Raw genomic sequence first — 24,360 nt, 5'->3', positions numbered from 1 at the left:
GTCACGTTATGGCAGGAGAACCCAATTCGCGACCATCTTCTCGTTTCTTTTCATTTCCTGAAAACATGTCTCGGAATTTCCGAATTTACAGGTCTGTTTTCCCGATATGAAACCTCATTAGCGAGACAAAAGACGCTGTGCGCCGCCTGCGATCATGCGTTCTTCTTGGGCCGGGATGATCCAGCAGGCGATGCCAGAGCTGGGGGCGTGCAAGCGGGTTTCGCCCGTAGCATTGGCGCGGGCGTCGATCTGTGCCCCGAGCCATGCCAGTCCGTCCATGATCCGGGCGCGCACGGGGGCGGCGTTTTCGCCGATGCCGCCGGTAAAGGCCACGGCATCCAGCCCCTGCATCGCGGCGATGAGCGATCCGGCGTGGCGGATGGCCCAGTAACAGAAATGTTCGACGGCGAAGGCGCTTGCCTGGGATGGATCAGCGAGCAGAGCGCGCATGTCCGAGAGGCCGCCCGAGAGGCCGCGCAGCCCGCTTTCCTTGTTCAAGAGGTGGTGGGTGGCGGCGATACCGTCCTCCTCGGCCAATCGCAGCACCGCGTTGCCGTCGATCATGCCGGTGCGGGTGCCCATGGTCAGCCCCTCAAGTGGCGAGTATCCCATTGATGTCGATATGGATTTTCCGTCGCGAATGGCGCAGATCGACGCGCCGTTGCCAAGGTGAAAGGCCAAGAGCCGTGCGGGCAGCGGCGTGCCGGTCAGGGCGGGCAGGCTGTCGATGAGAGAGGCATAGGAGATGCCGTGAAAGCCATAGCGCCGGATGCCGCGCGCCTCGATTCTTGGTGGCAGGGCGTAGCGGGTGGCGACCTCGGGGTTGCTCGCGTGAAAGGCGGTGTCGAAGCAGGCCACCTGCGGTAGATCAGGGGCGAGGGCGGCCAATGTCTCGATCGCGGCGATGTTGTGCGGGTTGTGGAGGGGGGCGAGCGGCGTGCAGGCTTTGATCGCGCTGAGCACCTCAGGCGTGATGCGCGTGGGTTGGGTCAGCGCAGTGCCGCCATGCACCACACGATGCGCGGCGGCAGCAAAGCGGCTGATTGGAAATCCTTGATTTTCAAGCACTTGCAGGATGACGTGCAGGGCTGTTGCGTGGTCGGGGAAGGCTTGGGTCGTTTTCACATGGCCCAGTTTGAGCGTGCCGGGGCCGCCGATACCATCGGCGATCCCGGTCAGGATCTGGGTCAGTGCGCCGTCAAAAACGGCCAGCTTGATCGAGGACGACCCGGCATTCAGGACCAGAACAAGATCGCTGTCGCCGGGTCCCGACATGGATCAGACCTGCTGCTCGCGCATGTCGGCGGGGTCGATCCCCGCGACGGCCACGGGTTTCTTCATCGCGTCACGGCGGAAGGGCTCGCCCAGTTCCTGATTGATCATGGCCTCGATGAGCGTGGTCTTGCCATGCTCCATCTGGTCCTTGATCGCGGTGTTGAGCGCGTCTGTCAGTTCCTCCATCGTGCGGGCAATCACGCCCTTTAGGCCACAGGCCTGCGCGATGCCGGCATAGCTGACCTGTTGATCCAACTCTGTTCCGACGAAATTGTCGTCAAACCAAAGGGTTGAGTTACGCTTTTCGGCGCCCCACTGGTAATTGCGGAATACGATCTGCGTCACAGCGGGCCATTCGCCGCGCCCGATTGCGGTCAATTCATTGACCGCGATGCCAAAGGCACCGTCGCCCGCAAATCCCACGACCGGCACGTCAGGTTGGCCGATTTTCGCGCCAACGATGGAGGGCAGGCCATAGCCGCAGGGGCCAAAGAGGCCGGGGGCGAGGTATTTGCGGCCCTCTTCAAAGGACGGGTAGGCGTTGCCGATGGCGCAGTTGTTGCCGATATCCGAGGAAATGATCGCCTCGCGCGGCAGGGCGGATTGGATCGCGCGCCAGGCCATGCGGGGGCTCATCCAGTCGGGTTTGTCGGCGCGGGCGCGCTCGTTCCAGCTTGTGCCGGGATCGTCATCCTCGTGATCCATCGAGCTGAGCTGTTGCGCCCATGTCGATTTTGTCTGTGCGATCAAAGCCTTGCGATCTGCGCGGTCGGTATCGCCTGCACTCTCGCTCAAGTGGGCGAGGATCGAGATCGCGACCTTTTTGGCGTCGCCGACGATGCCAACGGTCACTTTCTTGGTCAGGCCGATGCGGTCGGGGTTGATATCGACCTGAATGATCTTGGCCTCTTTGGGCCAGTAGTCGATGCCATAGCCCGGTAGGGTCGAGAACGGGTTGAGGCGAGTGCCGAGGCAGAGCACGACATCGGCGCGGGAAATCAGCTCCATCCCGGCCTTGGAGCCGTTATAGCCCAAGGGACCGGCGAAAAGCGGGTGCGAGCCGGGGAAAGCGTCATTGTGCTGATAGCCCACGCAGACCGGCGCATCGAGCCGTTCGGCCAGTTGCCGCGAGGCGTCGATACCATCGGCCAAAACGACGCCCGCGCCGTTGAGGATGACGGGAAACTTTGCCTCGGTCAGCAGTTTGGCCGCCTCGGCAATCGCGGTCTCGCCGCCCGAGGGGCGCTCGAACTCGACGATGGCGGGCAATTCGATGTCGATGACCTGGGTCCAGAAATCGCGGGGGATGTTGATCTGGGCCGGTGCTGAGGCACGTTTTGCCTTTAGAATCACACGGTTGAGGGTTTCAGCGATGCGTGTGGGATCGCGCACCTCTTCCTGATAGGCGACCATATCTTCGAACAGTTTCATCTGTTCGACCTCTTGGAAGCCACCCTGACCGATGGTCTTGTTGGCCGCCTGTGGGGTGACGAGCAGGAGGGGGGTATGGTTCCAGTAGGCGGTTTTGACGGCGGTCACGAAATTTGTGATGCCGGGGCCGTTCTGGGCGATCATCATCGACATCTTACCGGTGGCGCGGGTGTAGCCATCGGCCATCATGCCGGCAGAGCCCTCATGTGCGCAGTCCCAAAAGGTGATTCCGGCCTTGGGGAAAATATCCGAGATCGGCATCATGGCAGAGCCGATGATCCCAAAAGCGTGTTGGATTCCATGCAGTTGCAGGGTTTTGACAAAGGCCTCTTCGGTGGTCATCTTCATCGGCTGGGTCCTCTGGATCGGGCGCACAGTGGCGGTTGAATGGGTGTCTGAGGCGAAACTAGCCTTCTGAGGGGCTTACTTCTAGGGCCAGACGGTTGTGGAGGATAATACCAGAATATATTAAAAATGAGAATGATGGTATCAAAAATGAATTTTCGTAGAAGAGGCGCTCTTGATTGTGTCACAAAGAAATTAGTCTATATATTTGTTTTTATTGATAAATGTTATACGTTTAGCCTAAAGAGCTATGTTCTGAAGCCAAGGCCAATTCGTGAGCGATATGGGCTATTCCTTGCGGGATGCGTTCTGAGGGGATCGAAGAATAGGCGAGGCGGTAGAAATTGCGGGGCCGGTCGGCACCGTGGAAGAACGGGTGACCCGGCTCAATCAACACGCCCGCTTGACGGAGGGCGTTGTCAATCAGGCCCATGTCGATGTGATCGGGGGCCTGCATCCAGATGGAAGATCCGCCAAAGACGCCGCGCCCGGCGACGTCGAGGCCGTGTTCGGTCAGTGCGCTCTCCATCACGCTGCGGCGGCGGGCAAAGACTTGACCCATCCGGCGCACGAGGCTGTCGTAATGCCCGAGCGAGAGGAAATAAGCGGCAGTGCGTTGGATATGGCCCGGCGGATGGCGCAGAACTGAGGCGCGCAGCGCCCGACACTCGCGGATAAATGATTTGGAACCAACGAGATAGCCAAGGCGCAGACCGGGAAAGATCGACTTGGAGAAGGAGCCGACATAGATCACCCGCCCTTCGGTATCGAGGGATTTCAGGGCGGGCAGGGGCGCGCGGAGGAAGGAGACCTCGAACTCGTAATCATCCTCGACGATCAGCGCCTCCATCTCGGCGGCGCGGGAGAGCAGCGCCTTGCGCCGGGCGAGGGGCATGGTGGCATTGGTGGGCGCCTGATGGCTGGGCGTCGTAAAGATCACGTCGGCCTCATCGGGCAGGTTTTCGGGCGGCAGGCCATCGCGGTCGACGTCCACCGGCATCAGATGACAGCGGGATTGCATGAGAATGTCGCGAAGGGCGTGGTAGCAGGGGTTCTCGATTGCTGCGGTGCGGCGTTGGGTCAGGAGCACCTGCGCGGTGAGCCACAAAGCGTTCTGGGCGCCCATTGTGACAAGGATTTCATCGGGTTGCGCGATGATGCCGCGGCGGGGCAGGGTGTGGCGGGCGATGAACTCTATGAGCTTGGGATCGTCCTGATCGTAGTAATCGGCGGTCAGGGCCTGAAAATCCTTGGCGCCGAGCGCCTGTAGCGCGCAATGGCGCCAGTTGGCATGGTCAAAGAGCGCCGGGTCTGTCTGGCCGTAGATGAAGGGATAGGGGTAGCGCGCCCAATCCTGCGGTTTCTCGGGCGTGTCGCCGCCAGTGAAGCGGCGGCCAAGCGCGCGGGACCAGTCAATCGTGTCGCCGCGCGGCGCGGGGGCCGTGAATGCCGGGGGTTCTGGTGCGTTTTCAGAGACATAGTAGCCAGAGCGGTCGCGCGAGGCGAGGTAGTCATTGGCCTGTAATTCGGTCAGCGCGAGGGTCACGGTGATGCGGCTCACACCCAAATGCGCGGCGAGTTTGCGGGAGGAGGGGAGTTTCTCGCCCTTGCGAAAACGGCCCGACAGGATGCCCTGCGCGATCATCTGCTGGATCTGCGCCTGAAGCGTGCCTTCGGCCTCGGGGGCAAGAAAGAAGGTTTCGACTGGAATCGCCATGTCGCGAGATTAGACTGGACTTATGTGCTGTGCAATCTGGTCTGGTGATGCGTCGAGGGCGCTGTGTACCGGATGTTCATTATGTACACGGCTTTTGTACACAAGCTCAAATCTGCGGAAAGGCGCTGTCAAAGGCGGACACGCCCGCCGGAGTGAAGCGGATGATCCGGGTGTCCGGAATGCGGCGGGCCCAGCCCACCCGCTCGATATGTGAGAGCAGGCCGCGCCCGAGACGCCCGGCGAGATGGGCGCGGCGTTCGGACCAATCGAGACAGTCGCGGCACAGGGGCGTGCGCGGCGACGGAAGCGTGGCAAGGTCGAGCCCGAGCGCCGTGATAAAGCGGTGGCCGCTGTCGGTGAGCGTGAGGGCCGCGTGATCGCGATGGAGAAATCCGCGTGCGAGCAGGCTGTCATACATCCGGGTGCCCATGTCGCCGGCAAGGTGGTTGTAGCAGACGCGGGCGCGGCGCAATTCCGGGTCGCGGGGACCGGGGCGGGTGCGCAGGTGGCCAGCACCGGCGGCAATGCCCATCAGGGTTTCAAGCAGATGCGCCACGTCATCCGAGGCGAGGCGGGTGTATTTGTGCCGCCCCTGCCGCCGCTGGATGACGAGACCGCCGGTTTCAAGGCGCGCCAGATGCGCGGAGGCGGTTTGTGGGGTCACGCCCGCCTCGGCCGCCAGTTCGGTGGCGGTCAGGGCCTTGCCGCTCATCAAGGCGGTGAGGATGTTGGCGCGGGCCGGGTCGCCGATGAGGGCGGCGATGCGGGCGATGTCGGGACCGGTTTTCATAGTTCGATGATAGCCGAAGCATTAACGCCGCGCAATCGGGTAGATTCGGGCTGCAACCATTTGGAAAGGAGTTCCGTGCCATGCTGACTTGTGTGATTCGCTATCATATCGACCCAACCAAGAGGGAGGAGTTTGCACAATATGCCCGCAATTGGGGTGAGGCGATCCCGCGCTGTGGGGCGGATCTGATCGGCTATTACGCCCCGCATGAAGGCAGCAGCACGCTGGCCTATGGCATTTATAACATCCCCTCTCTGGCGGCGTATGAGAGCTATCGCGCGCGGCTGGCCGATGATCCGCTGGGGCGCGAGAATTATGCCTTTGCGCAGCGCGAGCGGTTTTTGTTGCGCGAGGACCGCGTTTTCCTGAAGCTCGTGAGCGGAGGGGGATGATGGGACGTGCCGAGGCGGAGCGGTGGGATCCAAGCGGCGGGCCGGGGCAAGACGCGGAGGCTGAGACTTACTGCCCAAGCGGATTGCCGGGGCAAGATGCTGTGGAAGCCGTGGCGGAGAGCCGAGGGAATAGGCTAAGGCTGGCAGCCAAGGGAAACGGCGCAGCCAAGTGGGAGGGCGTGACATGATCGCGGTAATATTCGAGGTGATCCCCGGTGAGGGACAGAAGGAGCCGTATTTGGAGATGGCGGCCAAGATGCGACCGCTGGCCGAGGCGATCCCCGGCTTTATCAGCGTCGAGCGGTTTGAGAGTTTGACCCAACCCGGCAAGCTCTTGTCTCTGTCGTTCTGGGAGGATGAGGCGGCGGTGATCCGGTGGCGGCAGTTGGCGGCGCATCGCGGGGCGCAGAAGGCGGGGCGCGAGGTGATGTTTGACGACTACCGGCTGCGCGTGGTCAGCGTGATCCGGGATTACGGCATGCATGAGCGGGACGAGGCGCCCGAGGACAGCCGCGCGGCACATGGGGGCTGAGGCCGTTGCCGCAGCGGAGGATAAGGGGCGGCAGATGGCAAAGGGCTAAGGGTTACGGCCAGAGGAGGACCACGGCGGCAGAGGATGAAGGACACGAGGACCACGGCGGCAGCGGGCGGCGGATAGAGAAGGCGCATAGGCGGCGGGCGGCGGATAGGGAAGACGCATGGGCGACGGTGGCAGGGCTGAGCGCAGCTGACACAATCTTCGCCAAGCTGTGATTTGAATGTGGGAATTTATGCCGTTAGCCAGAAGCTGTTTGGAACGGGGATAGGTTCAGATGGCATTGCACGAGAAAATCAATCTGTCGCCGCAGGACAAGCTGGATGCGCTGGCGGTCTTGGTGTTGCGGATGGGGTTGGCATGGTTCATCTTCCTGTGGGCGGCGCATAAGATCATCACGCCGGGGCAATATCAGAGCCTTGCGCGCAATTTCGATGGGATCGAGGTGAGCCTGACCCAAGTCTATCTCGCGGGGGGCGCGCAGATTGCGCTCTGCGGTCTGGTGGCGCTTGGGGTCTTGCGGTATTTTTCCTATGGCGGCCTGCTGATTATGCATTTCTTTACCGTGACGCGGCGCTGGGAGGGGTTCTTTGACCCTTTCGCGGTCAATGCCCAAGGGTTTCCGATCCATCGCAATCAGGTGATTGATCTGGCGGTTCTGGCGGCGTTCATCGCCCTTGTGCTGCTCATTCGGCGGGATCATTTCAGCGTCGGTGGCTGGCTGGCGCGGCACGACCGGGCGCGGTGGTGGATGTAGCGATTGGCACTGGCGCGGGCTGGGCGGGCTGCCTAAAAGGGGCAGGACCACATCTGAAAGGACATCCCATGAGTGAGATTACCCGTCTTCATACCGGCCCCCGCATGAGCCAAGCGGTTGTGCATAACGGCATCGTCTATCTGGCGGGGCAGGTTGGCAAGCCCGGTGACACCGTGACCGAGCAGACCAAAAGCTGTCTGGCGCAGGTCGATGCGCTGTTGGCCGAGACCGGAAGCGACAAGACGCGCATTCTGCAAACCATCGTCTGGTTGGCGGATATGACGGATTTTGCCGAGATGAACGCGGTTTGGGATGCCTGGGTGCCGCAGGGGCACACGCCTGCGCGCGCGGCGGGGGAAGCCAAGCTGGCGACGCCGGATTATCTGGTCGAGTTCATCGTGACAGCGGCGCAAAAGTAAAGCCAAGCTTTGATGCTCGCATGTGAGGCCGCCCCGGAGCGATCCGGGGCGGTTTTTCATTGCGTCCTGTGGTGACTCAGCCGCGCAGGGCGGGCAGGCCGATGCCCGTGGCCTCGAACCCGCCATCGACGGCGATGATCTGGCCGGTGACATAGCTGGAGGCCGGAGAGCAGAGGAAGGTGATGACCGATGCGATTTCATCCTCGCTGCCATAGCGGTTGAGGGGGATCGCGTCATGGTAGGCCGCGACGATGTCGGGGGTATGCACGGCCATGGCAAGCTTGGTCGCCACCGGGCCGGGGCAGACGCAATTGGCGCGCACGCCGAATTCGCCCAATTCCGCCGCCTGTTGCAGGGTCAGGTGTTTGACGGCGGCCTTGGAGGTGCCGTAGGCCACGCGCAGGGTCGAGGCGCGCAGGCCCGAGATCGACGCGATGTTGACGATGGCCCCGCGTGCGGCACAGAGCGCCGGGCGCAGCGCCTGCGACATGAGAAACACGCCGTCGAGATTGGTGTCCATCACGCGGCGCCAGCGGGTGAAATCGGTTTCTGCCAAGGGGCCGAAATCGGCCACGCCGGCATTGTTGACAAGCGCGTCGATGCTGGGGGCGGTGGCGGTCACATGGGTGGCCATGCGGTCCACCTGATCCGGCTGCGAGACATCGCAGAGCACCGGGTCAACGCCGGTGAGCGCGCCTGCGGCCTCTTGCAGGGCTGGCGCGTCGCGGTCGATCATCACCACGCGCCAGCCCATGGCCAGAAATTGCCGGGTGGTGGCCAGGCCGATGCCGCGCGCGGCGCCGGTGACAACGGCGGTTTTTGGGGTATCGCTCATGGGATGTTCAGTCCTGCTGGGGGATCGTGTCGTGGCGGTAGGGGGTCCGCCCAACGCTGTCATAGGCGATGAAGCCCGCGCGTTTGACATCCTTGACCGAATAGATGTTGCGCAGGTCAGCCATGCGGGGGCTGGTCATCTTGCGGGCCAGACGTTTGAGATCGAGGGCGCGGAATTCGTTCCATTCGGTGAGGATGACCAGAAGATCCGCCTTGTTGGCGCATTTGTAGGGGTCGTCCTGCCAGACAACGCCGGGCAAGAGCGCCTCGCCTTCGCGCTTGCCCTGGGGGTCGGTAACGCGGACGCGTGCGCCGCCGCCGACAAGGGCGGGAATGATGGTGAGGGCGGGGGCATCGCGCATGTCGTCGGTATTGGGTTTGAAGGTGACGCCGAGAACCGCGATGGTCTTGCCGTTGAAGGAGCCGTCGCAGAGATCAAGCAGCTTGTCGATCATGCGGCGCTTCATTTCCTCGTTCACGGTGATGACCTTTTCGGTGATCTGCATCGGCAGGCCGTGATCCTGACCGATGCGGGCAAGCGCCCGCGTGTCCTTGGGAAAGCAGGAGCCGCCATAGCCGGGGCCGGCGTGCAGGAATTTGTTGCCGATGCGGCCATCGAGGCCGATGCCGTGGCTGACCTGTTTCACATCCGCGCCGGTGCGTTCGCAGAGCGCCGCGATTTCGTTGATGAAGGTGATCTTGGTCGCGAGAAAGGCGTTGGCGGCGTATTTGATCATCTCGGCGGATTCGAGATCGGTGGTGACGATGGGAAAGTCGCGCAGGTAGAGGGGGCGGTAAATCTCGGCCATGACATCAGCGGCGCGTTCGGTCTGGACGCCCACGACCACGCGGTCGGGTTTCATGAAATCGTCGAGGGCGGCCCCTTCGCGGAGGAATTCGGGGTTGGAGGCGACATCGAAGTCGAGGGCCGGGTTGGTCTTGTTGACCACCTTCTTGACGGCGCGGTTGGTGCCGACGGGGACAGTGGATTTGGTGACGATGACCACGTAATCCGATGCGGCGTGGGCGATTTCCTCGGCTGCGGCCATGACAAAGCTGAGGTCGGCGTGCCCGTCGCCGCGCCGGGTGGGGGTGCCCACGGCGATGAAGACGGCCTCGGCCCCGTCGATGGCCTCGGCCAGATCCGTGGTGAAGCGGAGGCGACCGGCCTCGACATTCTTGGCCATCAGGGCATCCAGACCCGGCTCGAAGATTGGCACCTCGCCGCGCAGGAGCATCGCGATCTTGTCAGGGTTCTTGTCGACGCAGGTCACGTCATGGCCGAAATCGGAAAAACAGACCCCCGAGACAAGGCCAACGTAGCCCGTTCCGATCATCGCAATTTTCATGTTACATTCCCTTTGACGCAAGACCTCTGCGTTTGACTGTATTGGGGGTCGAATCGGGTGTGTCAACGCGTTGCAGGGTCCTGTAGGGGAAAACAGGTCAAGCCTGTGGCGTTGAGTGGATAAGGAGAGACACGATGGGGGCAAAGCTGTTTGGGACCGATGGGGTCCGGGGGCAGGCGAATAGCTGGCCGATGACGGCGGATGTGGCGCTGCAATTGGGGGCGGCGGCGGGGCGGTATTTCCGTCGCGACAAGCAGGAGCATCGCGTGGTGATCGGCAAGGACACGCGCCGGTCGGGCTATATGATCGAATATGCGCTGACAGCCGGATTCACCTCGACGGGGATGAACGTGTTTCTGCTGGGGCCGGTGCCGACGCCCGCGATTGGCTATCTGACCCACTCTTTGCGGGCCGATGTGGGGGTGATGATCTCGGCCAGCCATAATCCGGCCTCTGACAACGGGATCAAGCTATTTGGGCCGGATGGCTACAAGCTGAGTGATGAGGTGGAGGCGGGAATCGCGCAGTTGCTGGATGAGGGCGCGCGCCTCGCGTCGCCGGAGAACATCGGTCGGGCCAAGCGGATCGATGATGCGCGCGGGCGCTATGTGGAATATGCCAAGACCACCTTTCCGCATCGGCGGCGGTTGGAGGGGCTGAGGATTGTGCTCGATTGCGCCAATGGCGCGGCCTATCGCACCGCGCCGGAAGTGTTGTGGGAGTTGGGCGCTGAGGTGATCACCATGGGGGTGGAGCCGGACGGGTTCAACATCAACCTCGATTGCGGATCGACGAAGCCTCAGGCCGCCGCCCGCAAGGTGCTGGAGACGCGGGCCGATCTGGGAATTTGTCTGGATGGCGATGCCGACCGGGTCGTGTTGATCGACGAGGAGGGCAAGATTGCGGATGGCGATCAGTTCATGGCGTTGATTGCGATGCGCTGGGCACGTGAGGGTCGGCTGGCGGGCAATACGCTGGTGGCGACGGTGATGTCCAATCTGGGGCTGGAGCGGCATCTGGAGGCGCAGGGGATTAACCTCAGGCGCACGGCGGTAGGGGATCGCTATGTGGTCGAGGCGATGCGCGCCGGCGGGCACAATCTGGGCGGAGAGCAGTCGGGCCATATCGTGATGACCGATTATGCCACCACCGGCGATGGGTTGATCGGGGCGTTGCAGTTTCTGGCGGCGATGGTCGAGACGGGTGAAAAGGCCAGTGGTCTGGCGCAGGTCTTCGAGCCGGTGCCGCAGAAGTTGATCAATGTGCGCTTTGCCAAGGGCAAAGACCCGATGGCGTCCGATGCGGTGCAGAGCGCCATGGCGGCGGCGGAAAAGCTGTTGGGCGGCGATGGGCGGCTGTTGGTGCGGCCCTCGGGCACGGAGCCGTTGATCCGGGTGATGGCGGAGGCGCTCAATCCGGCGGTTCTGGATCAGGTGATGGATGCGGTGGTGGGGGCTGTGCGGCAGGAAAGTTGAGGGGGGAATGCTGGCCTAGGCCGCATGCACCCCCGCGCGGAATCAAGGCGCGTAGCGCCGCCGCGCAGTGCCCGTCCGCCCCCTCGGGCGGGTGCTTTTGCAACGTCGTAGTCTCTTGATAACGCGGAAGTATTTTGCGGATATAAAATGCCAGCCGATAGCGTAGCAGCGCCCACCCGGCGGACGGGCACCGCGCGGCTCATCGGTGGTCGATAGATGTCCGGTCATTGATATCCCCCCCCAAACGCAAAACGGCCCCGCCGGATCGGTGGGGCCGCTTCGTATTTGCGAACCTGCAACCGGCGTGATGCCGGTTGCGGTCTGTTTAGCGGTCGCCCTTGAGGGCTGCGCCGAGGATGTCGCCGAGCGAGGCACCCGAGTCGGAGGAGCCATACTGTTCGACGGCTTCTTTCTCTTCGGCGATTTCGCGGGCCTTGATCGAGAGGCCAAGACGGCGGGTCTTGGCGTCGACATTGGTCACGCGCACGTCGAGCTTGTCACCGACCGAGAAACGCTCGGGGCGCTGATCGGCGCGGTCGCGGCTGAGGTCGGAGCGGCGGATAAAGGACTTCATGCCCTCGTATTCCACTTCGATGCCACCATCCTCGATTGCGGTCACGGCCACGGTGATCACCGAGCCACGCTTGACGCCACCGACGGCCTCGGAGAACTTGTCGCCGCCCAGAGCCTTGATCGAGAGCGAGATACGCTCTTTCTCGATGTCGACTTCGGACACGACGGCGTGAACCATGTCACCCTTTTTGTAGCTCTGGATGGCATCTTCGCCGCGCTCGTCCCAGCTGAGGTCCGAGAGGTGAACCATGCCGTCGATCTCGCCTTCGAGACCGATGAAGAGACCGAATTCGGTGATGTTCTTGACTTCGCCCTCGACCTCGGTGCCCTCGGGGTGTGTTTCTGCAAACACTTCCCACGGGTTGCGCATGGTCTGCTTGAGACCGAGCGACACGCGACGCTTGGCACCGTCGATTTCCAGCACCATGACTTCGACTTCCTGAGAGGTCGAGACGATCTTGCCGGGGTGGACGTTCTTCTTGGTCCAGGACATTTCCGAGACGTGAACAAGGCCTTCGACGCCCGGCTCCAGCTCTACAAATGCGCCGTAATCGGTGATGTTGGTCACGCGGCCCGTGTGGGTCGATTCCAGCGGGTATTTGGCGGCAACCAGATCCCACGGATCTTCTTGCAGCTGCTTCATGCCCAGCGAAATGCGGTGGGTGTCTTTGTTGATCTTGATGACCTGCACCTTGACGGTTTCGCCGATTGTCAGGATCTCGGAGGGGTGGTTGACGCGACGCCATGCCATGTCGGTGACATGCAAGAGGCCGTCCACACCGCCCAGATCAACGAAGGCACCGTATTCGGTGATGTTCTTGACCACACCGTCAACGGTCTGGCCTTCGGTCAGGTTGCCGATCACCTCGGCGCGCTGTTCGGCGCGCGATTCTTCGAGGATGGCGCGGCGCGACACGACGATATTGCCCCGACGACGGTCCATCTTGAGGATCTGGAACGGCTGTTTGAGACCCATCAGCGGGCCAGCGTCACGCACGGGGCGGACATCGACCTGAGAGCCGGGCAGGAAGGCCACGGCACCGCCGAGATCGACGGTAAAGCCACCTTTGACGCGGCCAAAGATCGCGCCATCGACACGCTCTTCGTCGGCATATGCCTTTTCAAGACGGTCCCATGCCTCTTCGCGGCGGGCCATCTCGCGGCTGATCACGGCTTCGCCACGGGAATTCTCTGCCGAACGCAGGAAAACTTCGACTTCGTCGCCGACGGAAATGTCGGGGGTCTCGCCGGGATTTGCGAATTCTTTCAGATCAACGCGGCCTTCCATTTTGTAGCCGACGTCGATGATGGCCTGTCCCGCTTCGATTGCGATGACGCGGCCTTTGACAACAGACCCTTCCTCGGGTGTGTCCATTTCGAAGCTTTCGTTCAGGAGGGCTTCGAATTCCTCCATAGATGTATGTTGAGCCATGTGGTCTCTGGTTTCCTTTTAACGGTTTTCTGGCCGCGCGGTTGTCTCCGCCGGTCTTTGCGGGTTTCATTGGTCGGGCGGGTCACAAAACAAAGAGGGCCGGTGGTCCCGACCCTGCTCGATCTCTTGTGTCCTGTGGCCTTATTCGCCTTTGGTGACAGGCGCGCGTATACAGCGGCTTGGTGGGATAATCAAGCCTGTGAGGATGGAATTTGGCGTGATCCAGCCTCTGGAGCGGGCCTATTGGCAGGAGTCGCGCGACAGTTCACCGTCGGGCATCACGGTATTGCAGAGAATCGCCCCGTCAAAGCGGGCATCGGTGATGTCGGCATCCTTGAGCCGCGCCCCCGAAAGATCTGCGCCGCGGAAATCGGCCCCGCGCAGGGACGCCCCGACAAAGGTGGTCGCCTTGAGCGAGGCGTTGCGGAAATTGACGCGGTCGGCGCGGGCGTCGTCCAACTGGGCCAAAAAGAGGTTGCTGGTGGAAAAGTCTCCGTCCTCCAGTGTCGCTCCGGTGAGGTTGGCACCGACCAAGGCCTGATCCGCAAACCCCGCCTTTGACAGATCGCACCCCGGGCAGGAGCCGGTCTCGCTGAGTTCAGTTGAGTCGCTGAGAGCGGGGCTGGCGAGCGCCATGAGGCAGGCGGCGAGGGCAAGGGGGCGGGTCATGGCGAAGTCCTTTGCAGCTTGCGGCAAGCGGTCCGGGGGCAGGGTTGCCCCCGGTTGTCGCAGTTTATTGAACGGCCGTGTCCTGCGCCTGAACGCGCTCGACGATCCGTTTGTTGAGGGCCTGATCCGTGCTCGCGGCCTGTGCAATCTCGAGATAGCTGTCCATTGTCAGCCCTTCGGTGCCCTCGATCACTTCGGTGATCTCGGTGTTGGCCTCTTCGACGATGGAGGCCTTTTGATCCTCGGTCTCCGCGCTTTGCACGAGAGGTGTGTATTTCTCGCGCACGCTTGCCACTTCGATCAGGGCGCTGGTGAAGGCGTCAAGCTCTTGGTCGGAATAGTCCCCGGCCTCTTGCGCCGCAGCGCTCTGGGCGGTGAAGGCGGCCATGGGGGCCGCTGCGAGCGCCAAGGCGATGGCGGTGGTGGATGCGGTCAGTGTCTTGCGGAAGGACATGGTGCCTCCTTTCGGCTCTGGTTTGCGGTTGGCAACAGGCGGGCCTGTTGCCAACAAACGTAAGAGCCATGCCGGGGCATGCAACCGGATGGGCGGCATCCTGCCAGTTGCGAGGGTCAGCGCAGTGCGGCGACGACGATCGCGATGGCGCGTTTGGTGGCCTCTTCGATGCTCATCTCGGAGGTGTCGAGCAGCACCGCATCGTCTGCGGGTTTGAGGGGGGCGGTGGCGCGGGCGCTGTCGCGGGCGTCGCGTTGTTGCAGGTCTTGGGCGACCTCATCCAGCGTGACGTTGTGGCCCTTTTGCGTCAGTTCGAGATGTCGGCGGCGGGCGCGCTCCGTGTCGGAGGCGGTGACGTAGAGTTTGACCTCGGCGTCGGGGCAGATGACGGTGCCGATGTCGCGCCCGTCGAGCACGGCCCCGCCCGCGCGCCGGGCAAAGGCGCGCTGAAAGTCGAGGAGTGCCTGGCGCACTTCGGGGATGGCGGCCACCCGGCTGGCGGCCTGACTGACGTCGGGGGTGCGCAGATCATCGGCGTCGAGATCCTCGGCGCGCAGGGATCGCGCTGCCTCGACCGGGTCCAGCCCGGAGAGCATGCGCCGTCCGGTGGCGCGGTAGAGCAGGCCGGTGTCGAGATGGGCAAAGCCGAAATGGCCGCTGAGTGCGCGTCCAATGGTGCCCTTGCCCGCCGCTGCGGGTCCGTCAATTGCGATGGTGAACGCCATGGGCTGCCCTTTCGTGATCGGACCCTCTGACTAGCCGATTGGGGCGGCGGTCTCAAGCGCCGCTTGACTGGAGGTCGGGGTCAAGGCATCACGCCTGCATGATGATATACAAGATATTGCGTGGCCCGGAATGGGCCGAGTTGCGGGCGGCGGGCGAGAGTGCTGGCGCGCCGGTCGATCTGGCCGATGGCTATGTGCATTTCTCGACTGCCGAACAGGCGGCGGAGACAGCGGCCAAGCATTTTGCCGGGGCCGATGGGTTGATGCTGGTCGCGGTTGCGGCGGACCGGTTGGGCGAGGCGCTGAAGTGGGAGCCGTCGCGCGGCGGCGCGCTGTTTCCGCATCTCTACCGCGAGATGAGACTGTCGGATGTGGCCTGGGCGCAGCCCTTGCCGCTGGTGGACGGGATGCATCAGTTTCCGGCAGGTCTCGAATGAGCGGGATGGAGCGTCTGGGTCTTGGCCTCTTGCACCGGGTCGATCCGGAGCGGGCGCATGGTCTGGCGCTCCGCGCGTTGCAACTGGGTCTGGTGCCCACGCCGGGCGCCTATACCAGCGCACGGCTGCGGACCAATCTGGCGGGGTTGCGCCTGCCCAATCCGGTGGGATTGGCGGCGGGGTTTGACAAGAACGCCGAGGCGCTGGGGCCGCTTGCCCGTGCCGGGTTTGGCTTTATCGAGGTAGGGGCGGTCACGCCGCGTGCGCAGCCGGGCAATCCGCGTCCGCGTCTCTTTCGGCTGAGCGAGGACCGCGCGGTGATCAACCGATTCGGTTTCAACAATCTTGGGATGGAGGCGGCGGCGGCACGGTTGGCGGCACGGCCAAGGGATGCCTTGATCGGCCTCAACCTAGGGGCCAACAAGGACAGCGCCGACCGGGCCGAGGATTTCGCCCGCGTGCTGGCGCATTGTGGAGCGCATCTGGATTTCGCCACGGTCAATGTCAGCAGTCCGAACACCGAGAAGCTGCGCGATTTGCAGGGGGCAGAGGCGTTGATGGGCCTCTTGAAAGGGGTGATGGAGGCGCGCGATTGGTTGCCGCAGCCGATCCCGGTCTTTCTCAAGATCGCGCCGGATCTGAGCGATGTGGACTTGAGTGAGATCGCCGATGTGGCGCGGGCGTCGGGCCTGAACGGGATCATTGCCACCAATACGACGCTGGGCCGTGAGGGGCTGGTAAGTGCCGCGAAGGGCGAGGCGGGGGGGCTGTCGGGGCAGCCGCTCTTTGAAAAGTCGACGCGGGTATTGGCGCGGCTGTCGCAGTTGACGGCGGGTGAGATGCCGCTGATCGGGGTGGGGGGCATTGCCAGTGCCGAACAGGCCTATGCCAAGATCCGCGCCGGGGCGAGTGCTGTGCAGCTCTATTCGGCGCTGGTCTATCAGGGGATGTCTTTGGTCAGCGAGATTGCGCGGGGGCTGGATCGGTTGCTGGCGCGGGACGGGTTTGGCAGCGTGGCGGATGCTGTGGGCACGGGGCGGGACGCGTGGCTGTGATCACCTATTGGCACAATCCGCGCTGTTCCAAGTCGCGCGCCGGTCTGGCGCTGTTGGAGGAGCGCGGGGTTTCAGTGGAGGTGCGGCGGTATCTGGAGGATGCGCCGGATCTGGCGGAGTTGCGGGCGGTGCTGGACCTGTTGGGCTGTGCGGCGGTCGAGATGATGCGCCCCTGCGAGCCGCAGTTCAAGGCGCTGGGGCTGCACGGCGAGAGTGCGGCGGAGGATCTGCTGGCGGCGATGGCGGCGCATCCGATTCTGATCGAGCGGCCGATTGCGATCGGGGCCGCGCGCGCGGTGATCGGGCGGCCACCGGAGGCGGTGCTGGGGGTGATTGGGGTCTAGTCCGTATTGAATGCCATCCGCGCGGAACAAGGCGCGGAGCGCCGCCGCGCGATCGCTGGGCCGTCCCGCGGCCTAGCGATTTTGACAGGGAGCGCTATCCTGTGAGGTTAGACAGACTTGGCAGGCATTAAGTGCCAGACAGTGCAGTTGCTTCGCTAGACCCCGGCCCAGCGACCGCGCGGCTCCTCAGCCGATGCTTGGCCAGACACAACGCTCAACAATTCGGGATATTGACCGCGAGACCACCCAAGGACGTTTCCTTGTATTTCTCGCTCATGTCGAGGCCGGTCTGGCGCATGGTCTCGATGCAGGCGTCGAGCGGCACGAGGTGGGTGCCGTCGCCACGCAACGCCAGAGAGGCGGCGGAGACCGCCTTGATCGCGCCCAAGCCATTGCGCTCGATGCAGGGCACCTGCACCAGACCGCGCACCGGGTCGCAGGTCATGCCAAGGTGGTGTTCCAGCGCAATCTCGGCGGCGTTTTCGATCTGGGCGGGGGTGCCGCCCAACACGGCGGCAAGGCCAGCCGCACCCATGGCGGCGGCAGAACCCACCTCGGCCTGACAGCCTGCCTCGGCCCCGGAAATCGAGGCGTTGTATTTTACCAGACCACCGATGGCGGCGGCGGTGAGCAGGAATTCCTCGATCTGGCCTTCGTGGGCGCCGGGCACATGCTCCAGCCAGTATTTGATCACAGCCGGCACCACGCCCGCCGCGCCATTTGTCGGCGCGGTGACAACCTGCCCGCCGGCGGCGTTTTCCTCGTTCACCGCCATGGCATAGGCGCTCATCCAGTCGTTGATCTTGTGCGGGGCGGTGAGGTTGGTGCCGCGCTCGGCCACCAGCGCGTCGCGGATGCCCTTGGCGCGGCGTTTGACCTTGAGACCGCCGGGCAGGATGCCTTCGGCGTTGAGGCCGCGCTCGATGCAGTCGTTCATCACCTGCCAGATGCGGGCCACGCCGGAGCGCAGGTTTTCCGGGCCACCGCGCGCGATTTCATTGGCGCGTTTCATCTGGGCGATGCTCTTGCCGGAGCGTTCAGCCATTTCCAGCATCTCGGCGGCGGATTTGAACGGGTAGGGGATGGGCGTGCCGTCGTCGGTGGCCTTGCCTGCGGCCAATTCCGCCTCGGTCAGCACAAAGCCGCCGCCGATGGAATAATAGGTCTCTTGCAGGATCACGTCGCCTTGCGCGTCGGTGGCCATCAGGATCATGCCATTGGCATGGCCGGGCAGGTTGGGGCCGAAGTCGAAGATCAGGTCTTCCTTTGGGTGGAGTTTGAGCCTCGGCAGGCCGGGGGGTGTCACGCTATGGGTTTCGCGAATGTCCTCTAGCGTGGCCTCGGCGCGGTCGTGATCATAGGTGTCGGGCAGATAGCCCGCGAGGCCAAGGATCGTGGCGCGGTCACTGGCATGGCCAACGCCGGTAAAGGCGAGGCTTCCGTGCAACGAGCCACGCAACCCGGCGTAATGGAAGGGCGAGGCGCGCATTTTGTCCAAGAAACGCGCGGCGGCGACCATCGGCCCCATGGTATGCGAGGAAGAGGGGCCGATGCCCACCTTGAACATATCGAAGACGGATAGAAACATGTGGCGCGCTCCCTGATTGCGGGTCTTATCGCCGCTTGCCCTTTGATCTACTTGTCCGAAAGCGACGATTCAAGGCCGCCGCATTGTCATCTGATCGGATCAGGTGGCGCTGCCCTCGGGCGGATTGCAATAGTCCGGGGCCGTGAAGGGCTGTGCGCCCAGACCTTCAGCCAAGGCGGCGCGCTGGGTGGCGGGCCGGGTTTCCAGATGCTCCAGCAGGCGGTAGAGGCGGGGCCATGCGTTTGCGTCATAGCCAGAGCACAGGCCCTCGGGATAGAGCGCGCGCCAGCGCATGAGGCAGGCGAGGTAGTAATCCAGAACCGAGGGGCAATCCGTGGAAAACCACGGCGTAGCGCGGGTTTCGAGGATATCCAGATGGCCTGCAAAACGCGCCTGCATCGTGGCGCGCAAGAGGTCTTGTGCGCCTTGATCTGGGCCCACGTATTTCTCTGGATAAAAGCTCATGCGCAGGGCGGTGTGGGCTGTGTTCGCGAGATAGAACAGCCATTTGAGAAAATCGCCGCGCGCGGGCGCATCGGGGGCAGGGGCAAGCCGCCCATGCCGGTCGGCGAGCCAGAGGAGAATTGCCCCCGTCTCGAATATGGTTCCCTCCGGGGTTTCCAGCGTCGGGATCAGCCCGCCGGGGTTGAGCGCCAGATAGGCGGGAGCCGCCTGCGCCTGTTTCGAGCGTTCGAGCAGCGCCGTTTCATAGGGCACGCCCAGTTCCTCAAGCGTGAGGCGGACAATCACCGAGGCGTTGTCGGGGGCGTAGTGCAGGCGGTAGGGCGCGGTCATCGGACACTCTCGGGCGGGGGCATTTTGAGTATTTGAAGAACGATGAAAGACGGGTTCAGTCCTTGGGGCCGACATTCTCGGCGAAGGATTTGGTGAAAGCCGCCTGTTTGTCGGCGCTGGCCTCGGTCTGGTTCTGCGCCTTCCAGTCATCATAGGGCATGCCGTAGAACATTTCGCGGGCGTCTTCCTTGGACATCTCGATGCCACGCGCGTTGGCGGCCTCTTGCACCCAGCGGCTGAGGCAGTTGCGGCAAAAACCTGCGAGGTTCATCATGTCGATATTCTGCACATCGGCGCGTTTTTCCATCAGATGCGCGCGCAGGGTGCGGAAGGCGGCGGCCTCTAGCTCAAGTCTGGTCTGGTCGTCCATTGTCACACTCCTTTGGGGGATGGGCCTTTGGGGGATGGGTCAGAGGCCGGTCTGGGCCGCGACCTCTTGCAGGATGGGGGCGAGGCGGAGCGCCCAAGCGGTCTGTTGCGCGGGGGTTTCAATCAGGTCGTTGCGCAGTTCAATCAGCACATTGGGCCGCTCGTAGGCGATGGCATGGCGGGCGATGGCATCGCCGGGCAGATGGCCGGTGTAAGGCTCGTTATCGCCGACGCAGAGGTCAGGCTCTTGGCTGAGGCGCGCCAGAAGCGGCTTGGCCAGGCGTGCATCGGCGGCATAGAGCAGGCCGATATGCCAGGGGCGGGGCGGGCGGGCGCGCAATTGCGGCGTGAAGCTGTGGACCGAGACAATGACCGTATCGGCGCGGCGCGCGGCCAATTTGGCCAAGGCCGTATGATAGGGGCGGTAGAGCCGGTTGAGGCGGCGGTCTATATCCTCGGGCGCCGCGTGGCGATTGGCGGGGATGATCGTGCCGTCATAGAGGCGCATGACAAGGGTCGGATCATCCTCGCCGCGGTTTGGGTCGATCACGAGGCGCGAGAAATTGCTGAGGATGGCGGGGCCGTTCAAGGCCTCGGCCAAGGCGCGGGTCACACCGGCGGCACCCACATCATAGGCAATATGGCGGGCCATGTCGGCAGGGGCCACGCCAAGGCAGCCGTCATTGACGAACTCCGGCACGCAATTGCTGGCGTGATCGCAGGTCACGAGCCAGCGTTCGGGACGGTCCTGCCCGTCGATCTGGAAGGGGTGATACATCATTGGCTTGGTTTTTCCTGTCATCGTCCTTTAGAACAGTTGCGAGACAATGTGAATTGCGCGATAAGGCGCGAAAGGGCGATGTTAGCGTTAACATTGCTGGCGATGCAAGAGATGAAGGACGCATGAAATGAGACGCAACCGCAATGTCAAGATCGTGGCCACGCTGGGCCCGGCCTCGTCCGATTATGATACGATCCGGGCGCTGCACGAGGCGGGGGCGGATGTGTTTCGTCTCAACATGAGCCATGGCACGCAGGCCGATATTTCCGAGCGGCATCGGATCATCCGGCAGGTCGAAGCGGATCTGGACAGCCCGATTGCCATCTTGGGCGATTTGCAGGGGCCGAAGCTGCGGGTTGGGGTGTTTGCCAAGGGCGAGGAAGAGCTGATCGCGGGGGCGGCCTTCCGCCTTGATCTGGACGAGGCGGAGGGGGATGTGACCCGCGTTTGCCTGCCGCATCCCGAGATTTTCGCGGCGCTGGAGCCGGGGGCGAACCTGCTGGTCAATGATGGCAAGATCCGGCTGCGCGTGACCGCCTGTGGGCCTGAGTTTGCCGATTGCGACGTGATTGCCGGCGGCACGATTTCGAATCGCAAGGGCGTGAACGTGCCTGATGTGGTGCTGCCGCTGGCGGCGCTGTCGGAAAAGGATTTGTCGGATCTGGAGTTCATCTGTGATCTTGGGGTCGATTGGCTGGCGCTGAGTTTCGTGCAGCGGCCCGAGGATGTGACCGAAGCGCGCGACCTGGTGCGGGGTCGCGCCGCGATCATGTCGAAGATCGAGAAGCCTGCCGGGGTGACGCGGTTTGATGAAATCCTAGCTGTCAGCGACGGGATCATGGTGGCGCGTGGCGATTTGGGGGTGGAATTGCCGGTGCAGAACGTGCCGCCGATTCAGAAGCGGTTGATCCGGCGGTGTCGGGCCGTGGCCAAGCCTGTGATCGTGGCGACGCAGATGCTCGAGTCGATGATCGACAGCCCGATGCCGACACGCGCCGAGGTTTCGGACGTGGCGACCGCGATTTATGAGGGATCGGACGCGATCATGCTCTCGGCGGAATCGGCGGCGGGGCATTATCCCGTTGAGGCGGTGCGCACGATGGATAATGTGGCGATCGAGGTTGAGGGCGATCCGATTTACCGCGAGGTGATCGAGGCGAGCCGCCGGGTGGATCGACAGACCGTGGCCGATGGCATCGTGGCCGCCGCGCGCGAGATCGCCGAGACCGCCAATATCAAGGTGATCTGCTGCTATACGGAGTCGGGCACCACCGCGCTCTTGACCGCGCGCGAGCGGCCGCGTGTGCCGATTCTGGCGCTGACCAGCCTTCTTGGCACGGCGCGGCGGCTGGCGCTGACCTGGGGTGTGACCTGTGTGATGACCGGGGAATTGACGCGGTTCAAGATGGCGGTGATCAATGCCGCGCGGGCGGCGCGGGCGCATGGCTATGCCACCGAGAGCGATCAGATCGTGGTCACCGCAGGTGTGCCCTTTAACGTGCCGGGGACGACGAATATCCTGCGCGTGGCCCCCTGTCAGGAAAGTTTGATTTACGCCACCGATCCGGGCTAAACTGTAACGGTTTAGTTAAAGATATTTTCCGGAGGTGTGGAATGGATCCTGATCTGGCGATGGCAATCGGCATGGTGTTGGGGGTGTTTTCGATACCTTCGATTCTGTCGGCCTTTTCCGAGGGTCGTCCGCCGCGGGTGGCGGCCTTTACGCTGATCGCATCGGGGGGACTCGTGGTCTGGGCGATCAACAACAAGCCGGGTGGTTACAGCTTTGGCGACTTGCCGGAGGTGCTTGTGCGGGTGATTGCGCGCTACGTGGGCTGAGCGGCCCGGCGTCGGGGTCAAAGCCTCTTGAACAATATTTCGTGGGCGCGTATACGGCGCGCTCATCCCGCACGACCGGCCCGATGTGGCATGCCGAGTCGTGTGGTCCTACCGACCTATTAGAGGAGCCGGAAATGCCCAAGATGAAGACCAAGTCGAGCTGCAAAAAGCGGTTCAAAGTGACGGCCTCGGGCCGCGTGGTGGCCGCACAGGCCGGCAAGCGCCATGGCATGATCAAACGCAGCAACAAATTCCTTCGTAACGCTCGCGGTACGACCACGTTGTCAAAGGCTGATGAAGGTATCATCAAGCCAATGATGCCCTACGCGCGCTAAGGAGGATTTAGGATATGTCACGCGTCAAAGGTGGGGTTGTCACCCACGCCCGTCACAAGAAAGTCATCAAGGCCGCCAAGGGTTACTATGGCCGCCGGAAAAACACCTTCAAGGTGGCTGCACAGGCCGTCGATAAGGCCAACCAATACGCGACCCGCGACCGCAAGAACCGCAAGCGCAATTTCCGCGCGCTGTGGATTCAGCGGATCAACGCGGCTGTGCGCGCGCATGATGAATCGCTGACCTACTCGCGGTTCATCAATGGTCTGGCACTGGCCGGGGTCGAGGTAGACCGCAAGGTCCTGGCCGATCTGGCCGTGCACGAACCCGCTGCGTTCGGCGCGATCGTGGATCAAGCCAAGGGTGCGCTGGCCGCCTGAGCCGGTTTGCATCGAGAGTGAAACCGCCGTTCGGATGTCTCCGGGCGGCGGTTTTTTCATGTGCGCAGGATGCTGGAATAGAGCAGGAGGCCGTGATCGGCCAAGTCGCGCTCGATCCCGGCCCAGAGGCTGCCAAAGGCGATGGGGTCGGTGCCGGTGGCCTGCGCGATCTCGGTCAGGTTGCGCCGTCCGTCGATGGCGGCAAGGAGGGGGGCTGCCTGTTTCGGCAGGGAGAGTCGGACCTCCAGCCCGTTGAACCGCAGCGTGGGCTTTTGTCCGGCGGCGACAGCGCGGGCCAGATCACTGGCGCGCAGGCCCTTGAGATGGGGGATGAGCCCACGGTTGCGTCCGTGTGCGGGTGCGCGCGCCTCGGAGGCGCGGCAGGCATAGCCCACATGTGTCTTGATCGTGCCGCGCAGTTTCTCGGCCACGGCCATACGCTGCGTCTGGTTGAGGTGATCAGGGGCTGTGGTGATCCGCGACAGGTCATAGAGGGCGGGCAAGGTAAAGCCGGTGAGGGTCCAGCCGGTTTGGGTGAGGGTCTCGGATAGGGAGGTGACGTCAAAGGAGCGGTCTTGTGAATGCAACAGCAGGTCGTAAAAGCCGGCGTCGCTGTCCTTGTGATCGCCAAGATTGGGGTTGGATGTGAACGGATGACCCTCGGGCAGTTTGGCCACGACAGTCTTGGCGGCCCTGAGCCGCGCCTCGGGGGGCAGGCCCGCGTAGAGCGCGCCGAACGCCTCTTGCAGCGGGTAGACGCCCGCGCGCCCGTAGGGGGCATAGACCATGAAGCCCATACCGCCGCCGGGGGCGAGCGCCGCAAGCAGCGCGGCAAACCCCGCCGCCGGGTCGGGCAGGTGATGCAGCACGCCGCAGCAATCTATGTAATCGAATTGCCCGAGCGTGGCCGCGTCGAGCAGACTGCCGGTGACAAAGCGGATTTCGGTAAGGTCGCGCACACGGGCGCGCTCTTGGGCAATGGCGCGCGAGGCGGTCGAGAGATCGAGATAGGTGATCTCGGTCTCGCGCCCTGCGTCCTTCATGTGCTGCGCCAGTTGGATCAGCCCGTCGCCGGTGCCGCCGCCTGCGATGAGCGCGCGCAGAGGCTTGCGCCAGTCGCGCTGGCCCTGAAAGAGAAAATGGTCAATCTCCAGCACATGCGAAGGCGAGCCGGTGATCAGGCGCTTGCGCTCGTCCTCGGGGTTGCGGGCGGGATAGGGATAGGTCTCGTATTGTGCCTTGACCTCGCTCATTGGCGCGGCCTG

27 protein-coding genes are annotated in these 24,360 nt (G+C 63.3%); 12 read left to right on the top strand and 15 right to left on the bottom strand.

The annotated features are described in order from the left end of the window. Positions 1-117: 117 nt before the first annotated feature. The 4 genes from VR71_RS21925 to VR71_RS21910 form a co-directional block, all read right to left on the bottom strand. Complete coding sequence (locus VR71_RS21925) at positions 118-1,275, bottom strand: acetate/propionate family kinase (RefSeq protein WP_045686495.1); 1,158 nt, start codon at positions 1,273-1,275, stop codon at positions 118-120. A gap of 3 nt (positions 1,276-1,278) precedes the next feature. Then, positions 1,279-3,054, bottom strand: a complete 1,776-nt coding sequence (xsc, locus tag VR71_RS21920) for a sulfoacetaldehyde acetyltransferase (RefSeq protein WP_045686494.1) — start codon at positions 3,052-3,054, stop codon at positions 1,279-1,281. Between the two features lie 232 nt (positions 3,055-3,286). After that, on the bottom strand, positions 3,287-4,768 hold the full coding sequence (locus VR71_RS21915; RefSeq protein ID WP_045686493.1) for a PLP-dependent aminotransferase family protein: 1,482 nt from the start codon (positions 4,766-4,768) through the stop codon (positions 3,287-3,289). A 106-nt stretch (positions 4,769-4,874) separates the two neighbouring features. Then, a complete protein-coding gene (locus VR71_RS21910; RefSeq protein ID WP_009817226.1) occupies positions 4,875-5,558 on the bottom strand; it encodes a winged helix-turn-helix domain-containing protein in 684 nt (227 codons plus the stop codon). Between the two features lie 80 nt (positions 5,559-5,638). Between VR71_RS21910 and VR71_RS21905 the strand changes: the two genes are divergently transcribed. The 4 genes from VR71_RS21905 (at position 5,639) to VR71_RS21880 (ending at position 7,661) form a co-directional block, all read left to right on the top strand. Next, on the top strand, positions 5,639-5,950 hold the full coding sequence (locus VR71_RS21905) for an NIPSNAP family protein (protein ID WP_009817227.1): 312 nt from the start codon (positions 5,639-5,641) through the stop codon (positions 5,948-5,950). Positions 5,951-6,134: 184 nt separating this feature from the next. After that, entirely contained in the window at positions 6,135-6,482 is a 348-nt protein-coding gene (locus tag VR71_RS21895; RefSeq protein WP_009817229.1) for an antibiotic biosynthesis monooxygenase, read from the top strand. Positions 6,483-6,762: 280 nt separating this feature from the next. Beyond that, on the top strand, positions 6,763-7,242 hold the full coding sequence (locus tag VR71_RS21885; RefSeq protein ID WP_045686490.1) for a hypothetical protein: 480 nt from the start codon (positions 6,763-6,765) through the stop codon (positions 7,240-7,242). 68 nt (positions 7,243-7,310) lie between these two features. Beyond that, positions 7,311-7,661: a RidA family protein gene (locus VR71_RS21880; protein ID WP_045686489.1), complete on the top strand. Its 351-nt coding sequence runs from the start codon at positions 7,311-7,313 to the stop codon at positions 7,659-7,661. A 76-nt stretch (positions 7,662-7,737) separates the two neighbouring features. Here the strand turns inward: VR71_RS21880 and VR71_RS21875 are convergent, their stop codons facing one another. Continuing rightward, positions 7,738-8,496, bottom strand: a complete 759-nt coding sequence (locus VR71_RS21875; RefSeq protein WP_045686488.1) for an SDR family NAD(P)-dependent oxidoreductase — start codon at positions 8,494-8,496, stop codon at positions 7,738-7,740. Between the two features lie 7 nt (positions 8,497-8,503). Continuing rightward, the gene (locus tag VR71_RS21870; RefSeq protein WP_045686487.1) at positions 8,504-9,844 is read right to left on the bottom strand and encodes a UDP-glucose/GDP-mannose dehydrogenase family protein; all 1,341 of its coding nucleotides are present in this window, start codon (positions 9,842-9,844) and stop codon (positions 8,504-8,506) included. Positions 9,845-9,978: 134 nt separating this feature from the next. Between VR71_RS21870 and glmM the strand changes: the two genes are divergently transcribed. Beyond that, on the top strand, positions 9,979-11,319 hold the full coding sequence (gene glmM, locus VR71_RS21865; RefSeq protein WP_045686486.1) for a phosphoglucosamine mutase: 1,341 nt from the start codon (positions 9,979-9,981) through the stop codon (positions 11,317-11,319). Positions 11,320-11,644: 325 nt separating this feature from the next. Here the strand turns inward: glmM and rpsA are convergent, their stop codons facing one another. The 4 genes from rpsA to cmk all read right to left on the bottom strand — a co-directional run bounded on the left by rpsA (position 11,645) and on the right by cmk (position 15,172). After that, positions 11,645-13,324: a 30S ribosomal protein S1 gene (rpsA, locus tag VR71_RS21860; RefSeq protein WP_083781522.1), complete on the bottom strand. Its 1,680-nt coding sequence runs from the start codon at positions 13,322-13,324 to the stop codon at positions 11,645-11,647. 240 nt (positions 13,325-13,564) lie between these two features. Beyond that, positions 13,565-13,993, bottom strand: a complete 429-nt coding sequence (locus VR71_RS21855; protein WP_045686485.1) for a pentapeptide repeat-containing protein — start codon at positions 13,991-13,993, stop codon at positions 13,565-13,567. A gap of 64 nt (positions 13,994-14,057) precedes the next feature. Beyond that, complete coding sequence (locus VR71_RS21850; protein ID WP_045686484.1) at positions 14,058-14,447, bottom strand: DUF4168 domain-containing protein; 390 nt, start codon at positions 14,445-14,447, stop codon at positions 14,058-14,060. Between the two features lie 116 nt (positions 14,448-14,563). Further along, a complete protein-coding gene (gene cmk, locus VR71_RS21845; protein ID WP_009817238.1) occupies positions 14,564-15,172 on the bottom strand; it encodes a (d)CMP kinase in 609 nt (202 codons plus the stop codon). 98 nt (positions 15,173-15,270) lie between these two features. Here cmk and VR71_RS21840 point away from each other — a divergent pair, with 98 nt between their 5' ends. The 3 genes from VR71_RS21840 to arsC are packed head-to-tail and all read left to right on the top strand — an operon-like array spanning position 15,271 to position 17,008. Beyond that, positions 15,271-15,609: a DUF952 domain-containing protein gene (locus VR71_RS21840; protein ID WP_045686483.1), complete on the top strand. Its 339-nt coding sequence runs from the start codon at positions 15,271-15,273 to the stop codon at positions 15,607-15,609. Next, a complete protein-coding gene (locus VR71_RS21835; RefSeq protein WP_045686482.1) occupies positions 15,606-16,664 on the top strand; it encodes a quinone-dependent dihydroorotate dehydrogenase in 1,059 nt (352 codons plus the stop codon). Before VR71_RS21840 ends, VR71_RS21835 begins: the two co-directional genes overlap by 4 nt. Further along, positions 16,655-17,008 carry an arsenate reductase (glutaredoxin) gene (gene arsC / locus VR71_RS21830; protein ID WP_296430747.1) on the top strand — a complete coding sequence of 118 codons (354 nt, stop codon included), beginning with the start codon at positions 16,655-16,657 and terminating at the stop codon, positions 17,006-17,008. Before VR71_RS21835 ends, arsC begins: the two co-directional genes overlap by 10 nt. Before the next feature lie 214 nt (positions 17,009-17,222). Here arsC and VR71_RS21825 read toward each other — a convergent pair whose 3' ends face one another. The 4 genes from VR71_RS21825 to VR71_RS21810 all read right to left on the bottom strand — a co-directional run bounded on the left by VR71_RS21825 (position 17,223) and on the right by VR71_RS21810 (position 20,562). Further along, positions 17,223-18,596: an L-serine ammonia-lyase gene (locus tag VR71_RS21825; protein WP_009817242.1), complete on the bottom strand. Its 1,374-nt coding sequence runs from the start codon at positions 18,594-18,596 to the stop codon at positions 17,223-17,225. A 99-nt stretch (positions 18,597-18,695) separates the two neighbouring features. Beyond that, a complete protein-coding gene (locus VR71_RS21820) occupies positions 18,696-19,391 on the bottom strand; it encodes a glutathione S-transferase family protein (protein WP_045686481.1) in 696 nt (231 codons plus the stop codon). Positions 19,392-19,446: 55 nt separating this feature from the next. Continuing rightward, positions 19,447-19,761 (bottom strand): DUF1244 domain-containing protein, encoded by a 315-nt coding sequence (locus VR71_RS21815; RefSeq protein WP_045686480.1) that lies wholly within the window; start codon positions 19,759-19,761, stop codon positions 19,447-19,449. 39 nt (positions 19,762-19,800) lie between these two features. After that, positions 19,801-20,562 (bottom strand): N-formylglutamate amidohydrolase, encoded by a 762-nt coding sequence (locus VR71_RS21810; protein WP_296430744.1) that lies wholly within the window; start codon positions 20,560-20,562, stop codon positions 19,801-19,803. A 106-nt stretch (positions 20,563-20,668) separates the two neighbouring features. On the opposite strand from VR71_RS21810, the gene pyk reads away from it, so the two are divergent. From pyk to rplT, 4 genes are all read left to right on the top strand, one after another. Next, positions 20,669-22,114: a pyruvate kinase gene (gene pyk, locus VR71_RS21805; protein ID WP_045686478.1), complete on the top strand. Its 1,446-nt coding sequence runs from the start codon at positions 20,669-20,671 to the stop codon at positions 22,112-22,114. Positions 22,115-22,155: 41 nt separating this feature from the next. Beyond that, positions 22,156-22,380, top strand: coding sequence for a hypothetical protein (locus VR71_RS21800; RefSeq protein WP_045686477.1), 225 nt, complete (start codon positions 22,156-22,158; stop codon positions 22,378-22,380). 134 nt (positions 22,381-22,514) lie between these two features. Further along, positions 22,515-22,715, top strand: coding sequence for a 50S ribosomal protein L35 (gene rpmI, locus VR71_RS21795; RefSeq protein WP_008279522.1), 201 nt, complete (start codon positions 22,515-22,517; stop codon positions 22,713-22,715). 14 nt (positions 22,716-22,729) lie between these two features. Then, entirely contained in the window at positions 22,730-23,095 is a 366-nt protein-coding gene (gene rplT, locus VR71_RS21790) for a 50S ribosomal protein L20 (RefSeq protein ID WP_009817248.1), read from the top strand. 56 nt (positions 23,096-23,151) lie between these two features. On the opposite strand, the gene VR71_RS21785 is transcribed toward rplT, so the two are convergent. Further along, positions 23,152-24,348 carry a bifunctional 2-polyprenyl-6-hydroxyphenol methylase/3-demethylubiquinol 3-O-methyltransferase UbiG gene (locus VR71_RS21785; RefSeq protein ID WP_045686476.1) on the bottom strand — a complete coding sequence of 399 codons (1,197 nt, stop codon included), beginning with the start codon at positions 24,346-24,348 and terminating at the stop codon, positions 23,152-23,154. Between the last annotated feature and the right edge of the window lie 12 nt (positions 24,349-24,360).

Origin of the sequence: Roseovarius sp. BRH_c41, assembly GCF_000961715.1 — a bacterium.
In the GTDB taxonomy this organism is placed as follows: Bacteria; Pseudomonadota; Alphaproteobacteria; order Rhodobacterales; family Rhodobacteraceae; genus Roseovarius.
The sequence above is the reverse complement of the archived record's forward strand: the minus strand, read 5'-3'. Positions and strand labels throughout refer to the sequence as shown.

Excerpts from the sequence above, each read along its gene's own strand:
- VR71_RS21810 (WP_296430744.1), bottom strand. The coding sequence starts at position 20,562 with ATGACAGGAAAAACCAAGCCAATGATGTATCACCCCTTCCAGATCGAC.
- rpmI (WP_008279522.1), top strand. The coding sequence starts at position 22,515 with ATGCCCAAGATGAAGACCAAGTCGAGCTGCAAAAAGCGGTTCAAAGTG.
- VR71_RS21915 (WP_045686493.1), bottom strand. The coding sequence starts at position 4,768 with ATGGCGATTCCAGTCGAAACCTTCTTTCTTGCCCCCGAGGCCGAAGGC.
- VR71_RS21820 (WP_045686481.1), bottom strand. The coding sequence starts at position 19,391 with ATGACCGCGCCCTACCGCCTGCACTACGCCCCCGACAACGCCTCGGTG.
- VR71_RS21815 (WP_045686480.1), bottom strand. The coding sequence starts at position 19,761 with ATGGACGACCAGACCAGACTTGAGCTAGAGGCCGCCGCCTTCCGCACC.
- xsc (WP_045686494.1), bottom strand. The coding sequence starts at position 3,054 with ATGAAGATGACCACCGAAGAGGCCTTTGTCAAAACCCTGCAACTGCAT.
- rplT (WP_009817248.1), top strand. The coding sequence starts at position 22,730 with ATGTCACGCGTCAAAGGTGGGGTTGTCACCCACGCCCGTCACAAGAAA.
- VR71_RS21870 (WP_045686487.1), bottom strand. The coding sequence starts at position 9,844 with ATGAAAATTGCGATGATCGGAACGGGCTACGTTGGCCTTGTCTCGGGG.
- VR71_RS21800 (WP_045686477.1), top strand. The coding sequence starts at position 22,156 with ATGGATCCTGATCTGGCGATGGCAATCGGCATGGTGTTGGGGGTGTTT.
- VR71_RS21835 (WP_045686482.1), top strand. The coding sequence starts at position 15,606 with ATGAGCGGGATGGAGCGTCTGGGTCTTGGCCTCTTGCACCGGGTCGAT.
- VR71_RS21910 (WP_009817226.1), bottom strand. The coding sequence starts at position 5,558 with ATGAAAACCGGTCCCGACATCGCCCGCATCGCCGCCCTCATCGGCGAC.
- VR71_RS21880 (WP_045686489.1), top strand. The coding sequence starts at position 7,311 with ATGAGTGAGATTACCCGTCTTCATACCGGCCCCCGCATGAGCCAAGCG.
- glmM (WP_045686486.1), top strand. The coding sequence starts at position 9,979 with ATGGGGGCAAAGCTGTTTGGGACCGATGGGGTCCGGGGGCAGGCGAAT.
- VR71_RS21925 (WP_045686495.1), bottom strand. The coding sequence starts at position 1,275 with ATGTCGGGACCCGGCGACAGCGATCTTGTTCTGGTCCTGAATGCCGGG.
- rpsA (WP_083781522.1), bottom strand. The coding sequence starts at position 13,324 with ATGGCTCAACATACATCTATGGAGGAATTCGAAGCCCTCCTGAACGAA.
- pyk (WP_045686478.1), top strand. The coding sequence starts at position 20,669 with ATGAGACGCAACCGCAATGTCAAGATCGTGGCCACGCTGGGCCCGGCC.
- VR71_RS21885 (WP_045686490.1), top strand. The coding sequence starts at position 6,763 with ATGGCATTGCACGAGAAAATCAATCTGTCGCCGCAGGACAAGCTGGAT.
- VR71_RS21785 (WP_045686476.1), bottom strand. The coding sequence starts at position 24,348 with ATGAGCGAGGTCAAGGCACAATACGAGACCTATCCCTATCCCGCCCGC.
- VR71_RS21875 (WP_045686488.1), bottom strand. The coding sequence starts at position 8,496 with ATGAGCGATACCCCAAAAACCGCCGTTGTCACCGGCGCCGCGCGCGGC.
- VR71_RS21855 (WP_045686485.1), bottom strand. The coding sequence starts at position 13,993 with ATGACCCGCCCCCTTGCCCTCGCCGCCTGCCTCATGGCGCTCGCCAGC.
- VR71_RS21895 (WP_009817229.1), top strand. The coding sequence starts at position 6,135 with ATGATCGCGGTAATATTCGAGGTGATCCCCGGTGAGGGACAGAAGGAG.
- VR71_RS21850 (WP_045686484.1), bottom strand. The coding sequence starts at position 14,447 with ATGTCCTTCCGCAAGACACTGACCGCATCCACCACCGCCATCGCCTTG.
- VR71_RS21905 (WP_009817227.1), top strand. The coding sequence starts at position 5,639 with ATGCTGACTTGTGTGATTCGCTATCATATCGACCCAACCAAGAGGGAG.
- VR71_RS21825 (WP_009817242.1), bottom strand. The coding sequence starts at position 18,596 with ATGTTTCTATCCGTCTTCGATATGTTCAAGGTGGGCATCGGCCCCTCT.
- cmk (WP_009817238.1), bottom strand. The coding sequence starts at position 15,172 with ATGGCGTTCACCATCGCAATTGACGGACCCGCAGCGGCGGGCAAGGGC.
- VR71_RS21840 (WP_045686483.1), top strand. The coding sequence starts at position 15,271 with ATGATGATATACAAGATATTGCGTGGCCCGGAATGGGCCGAGTTGCGG.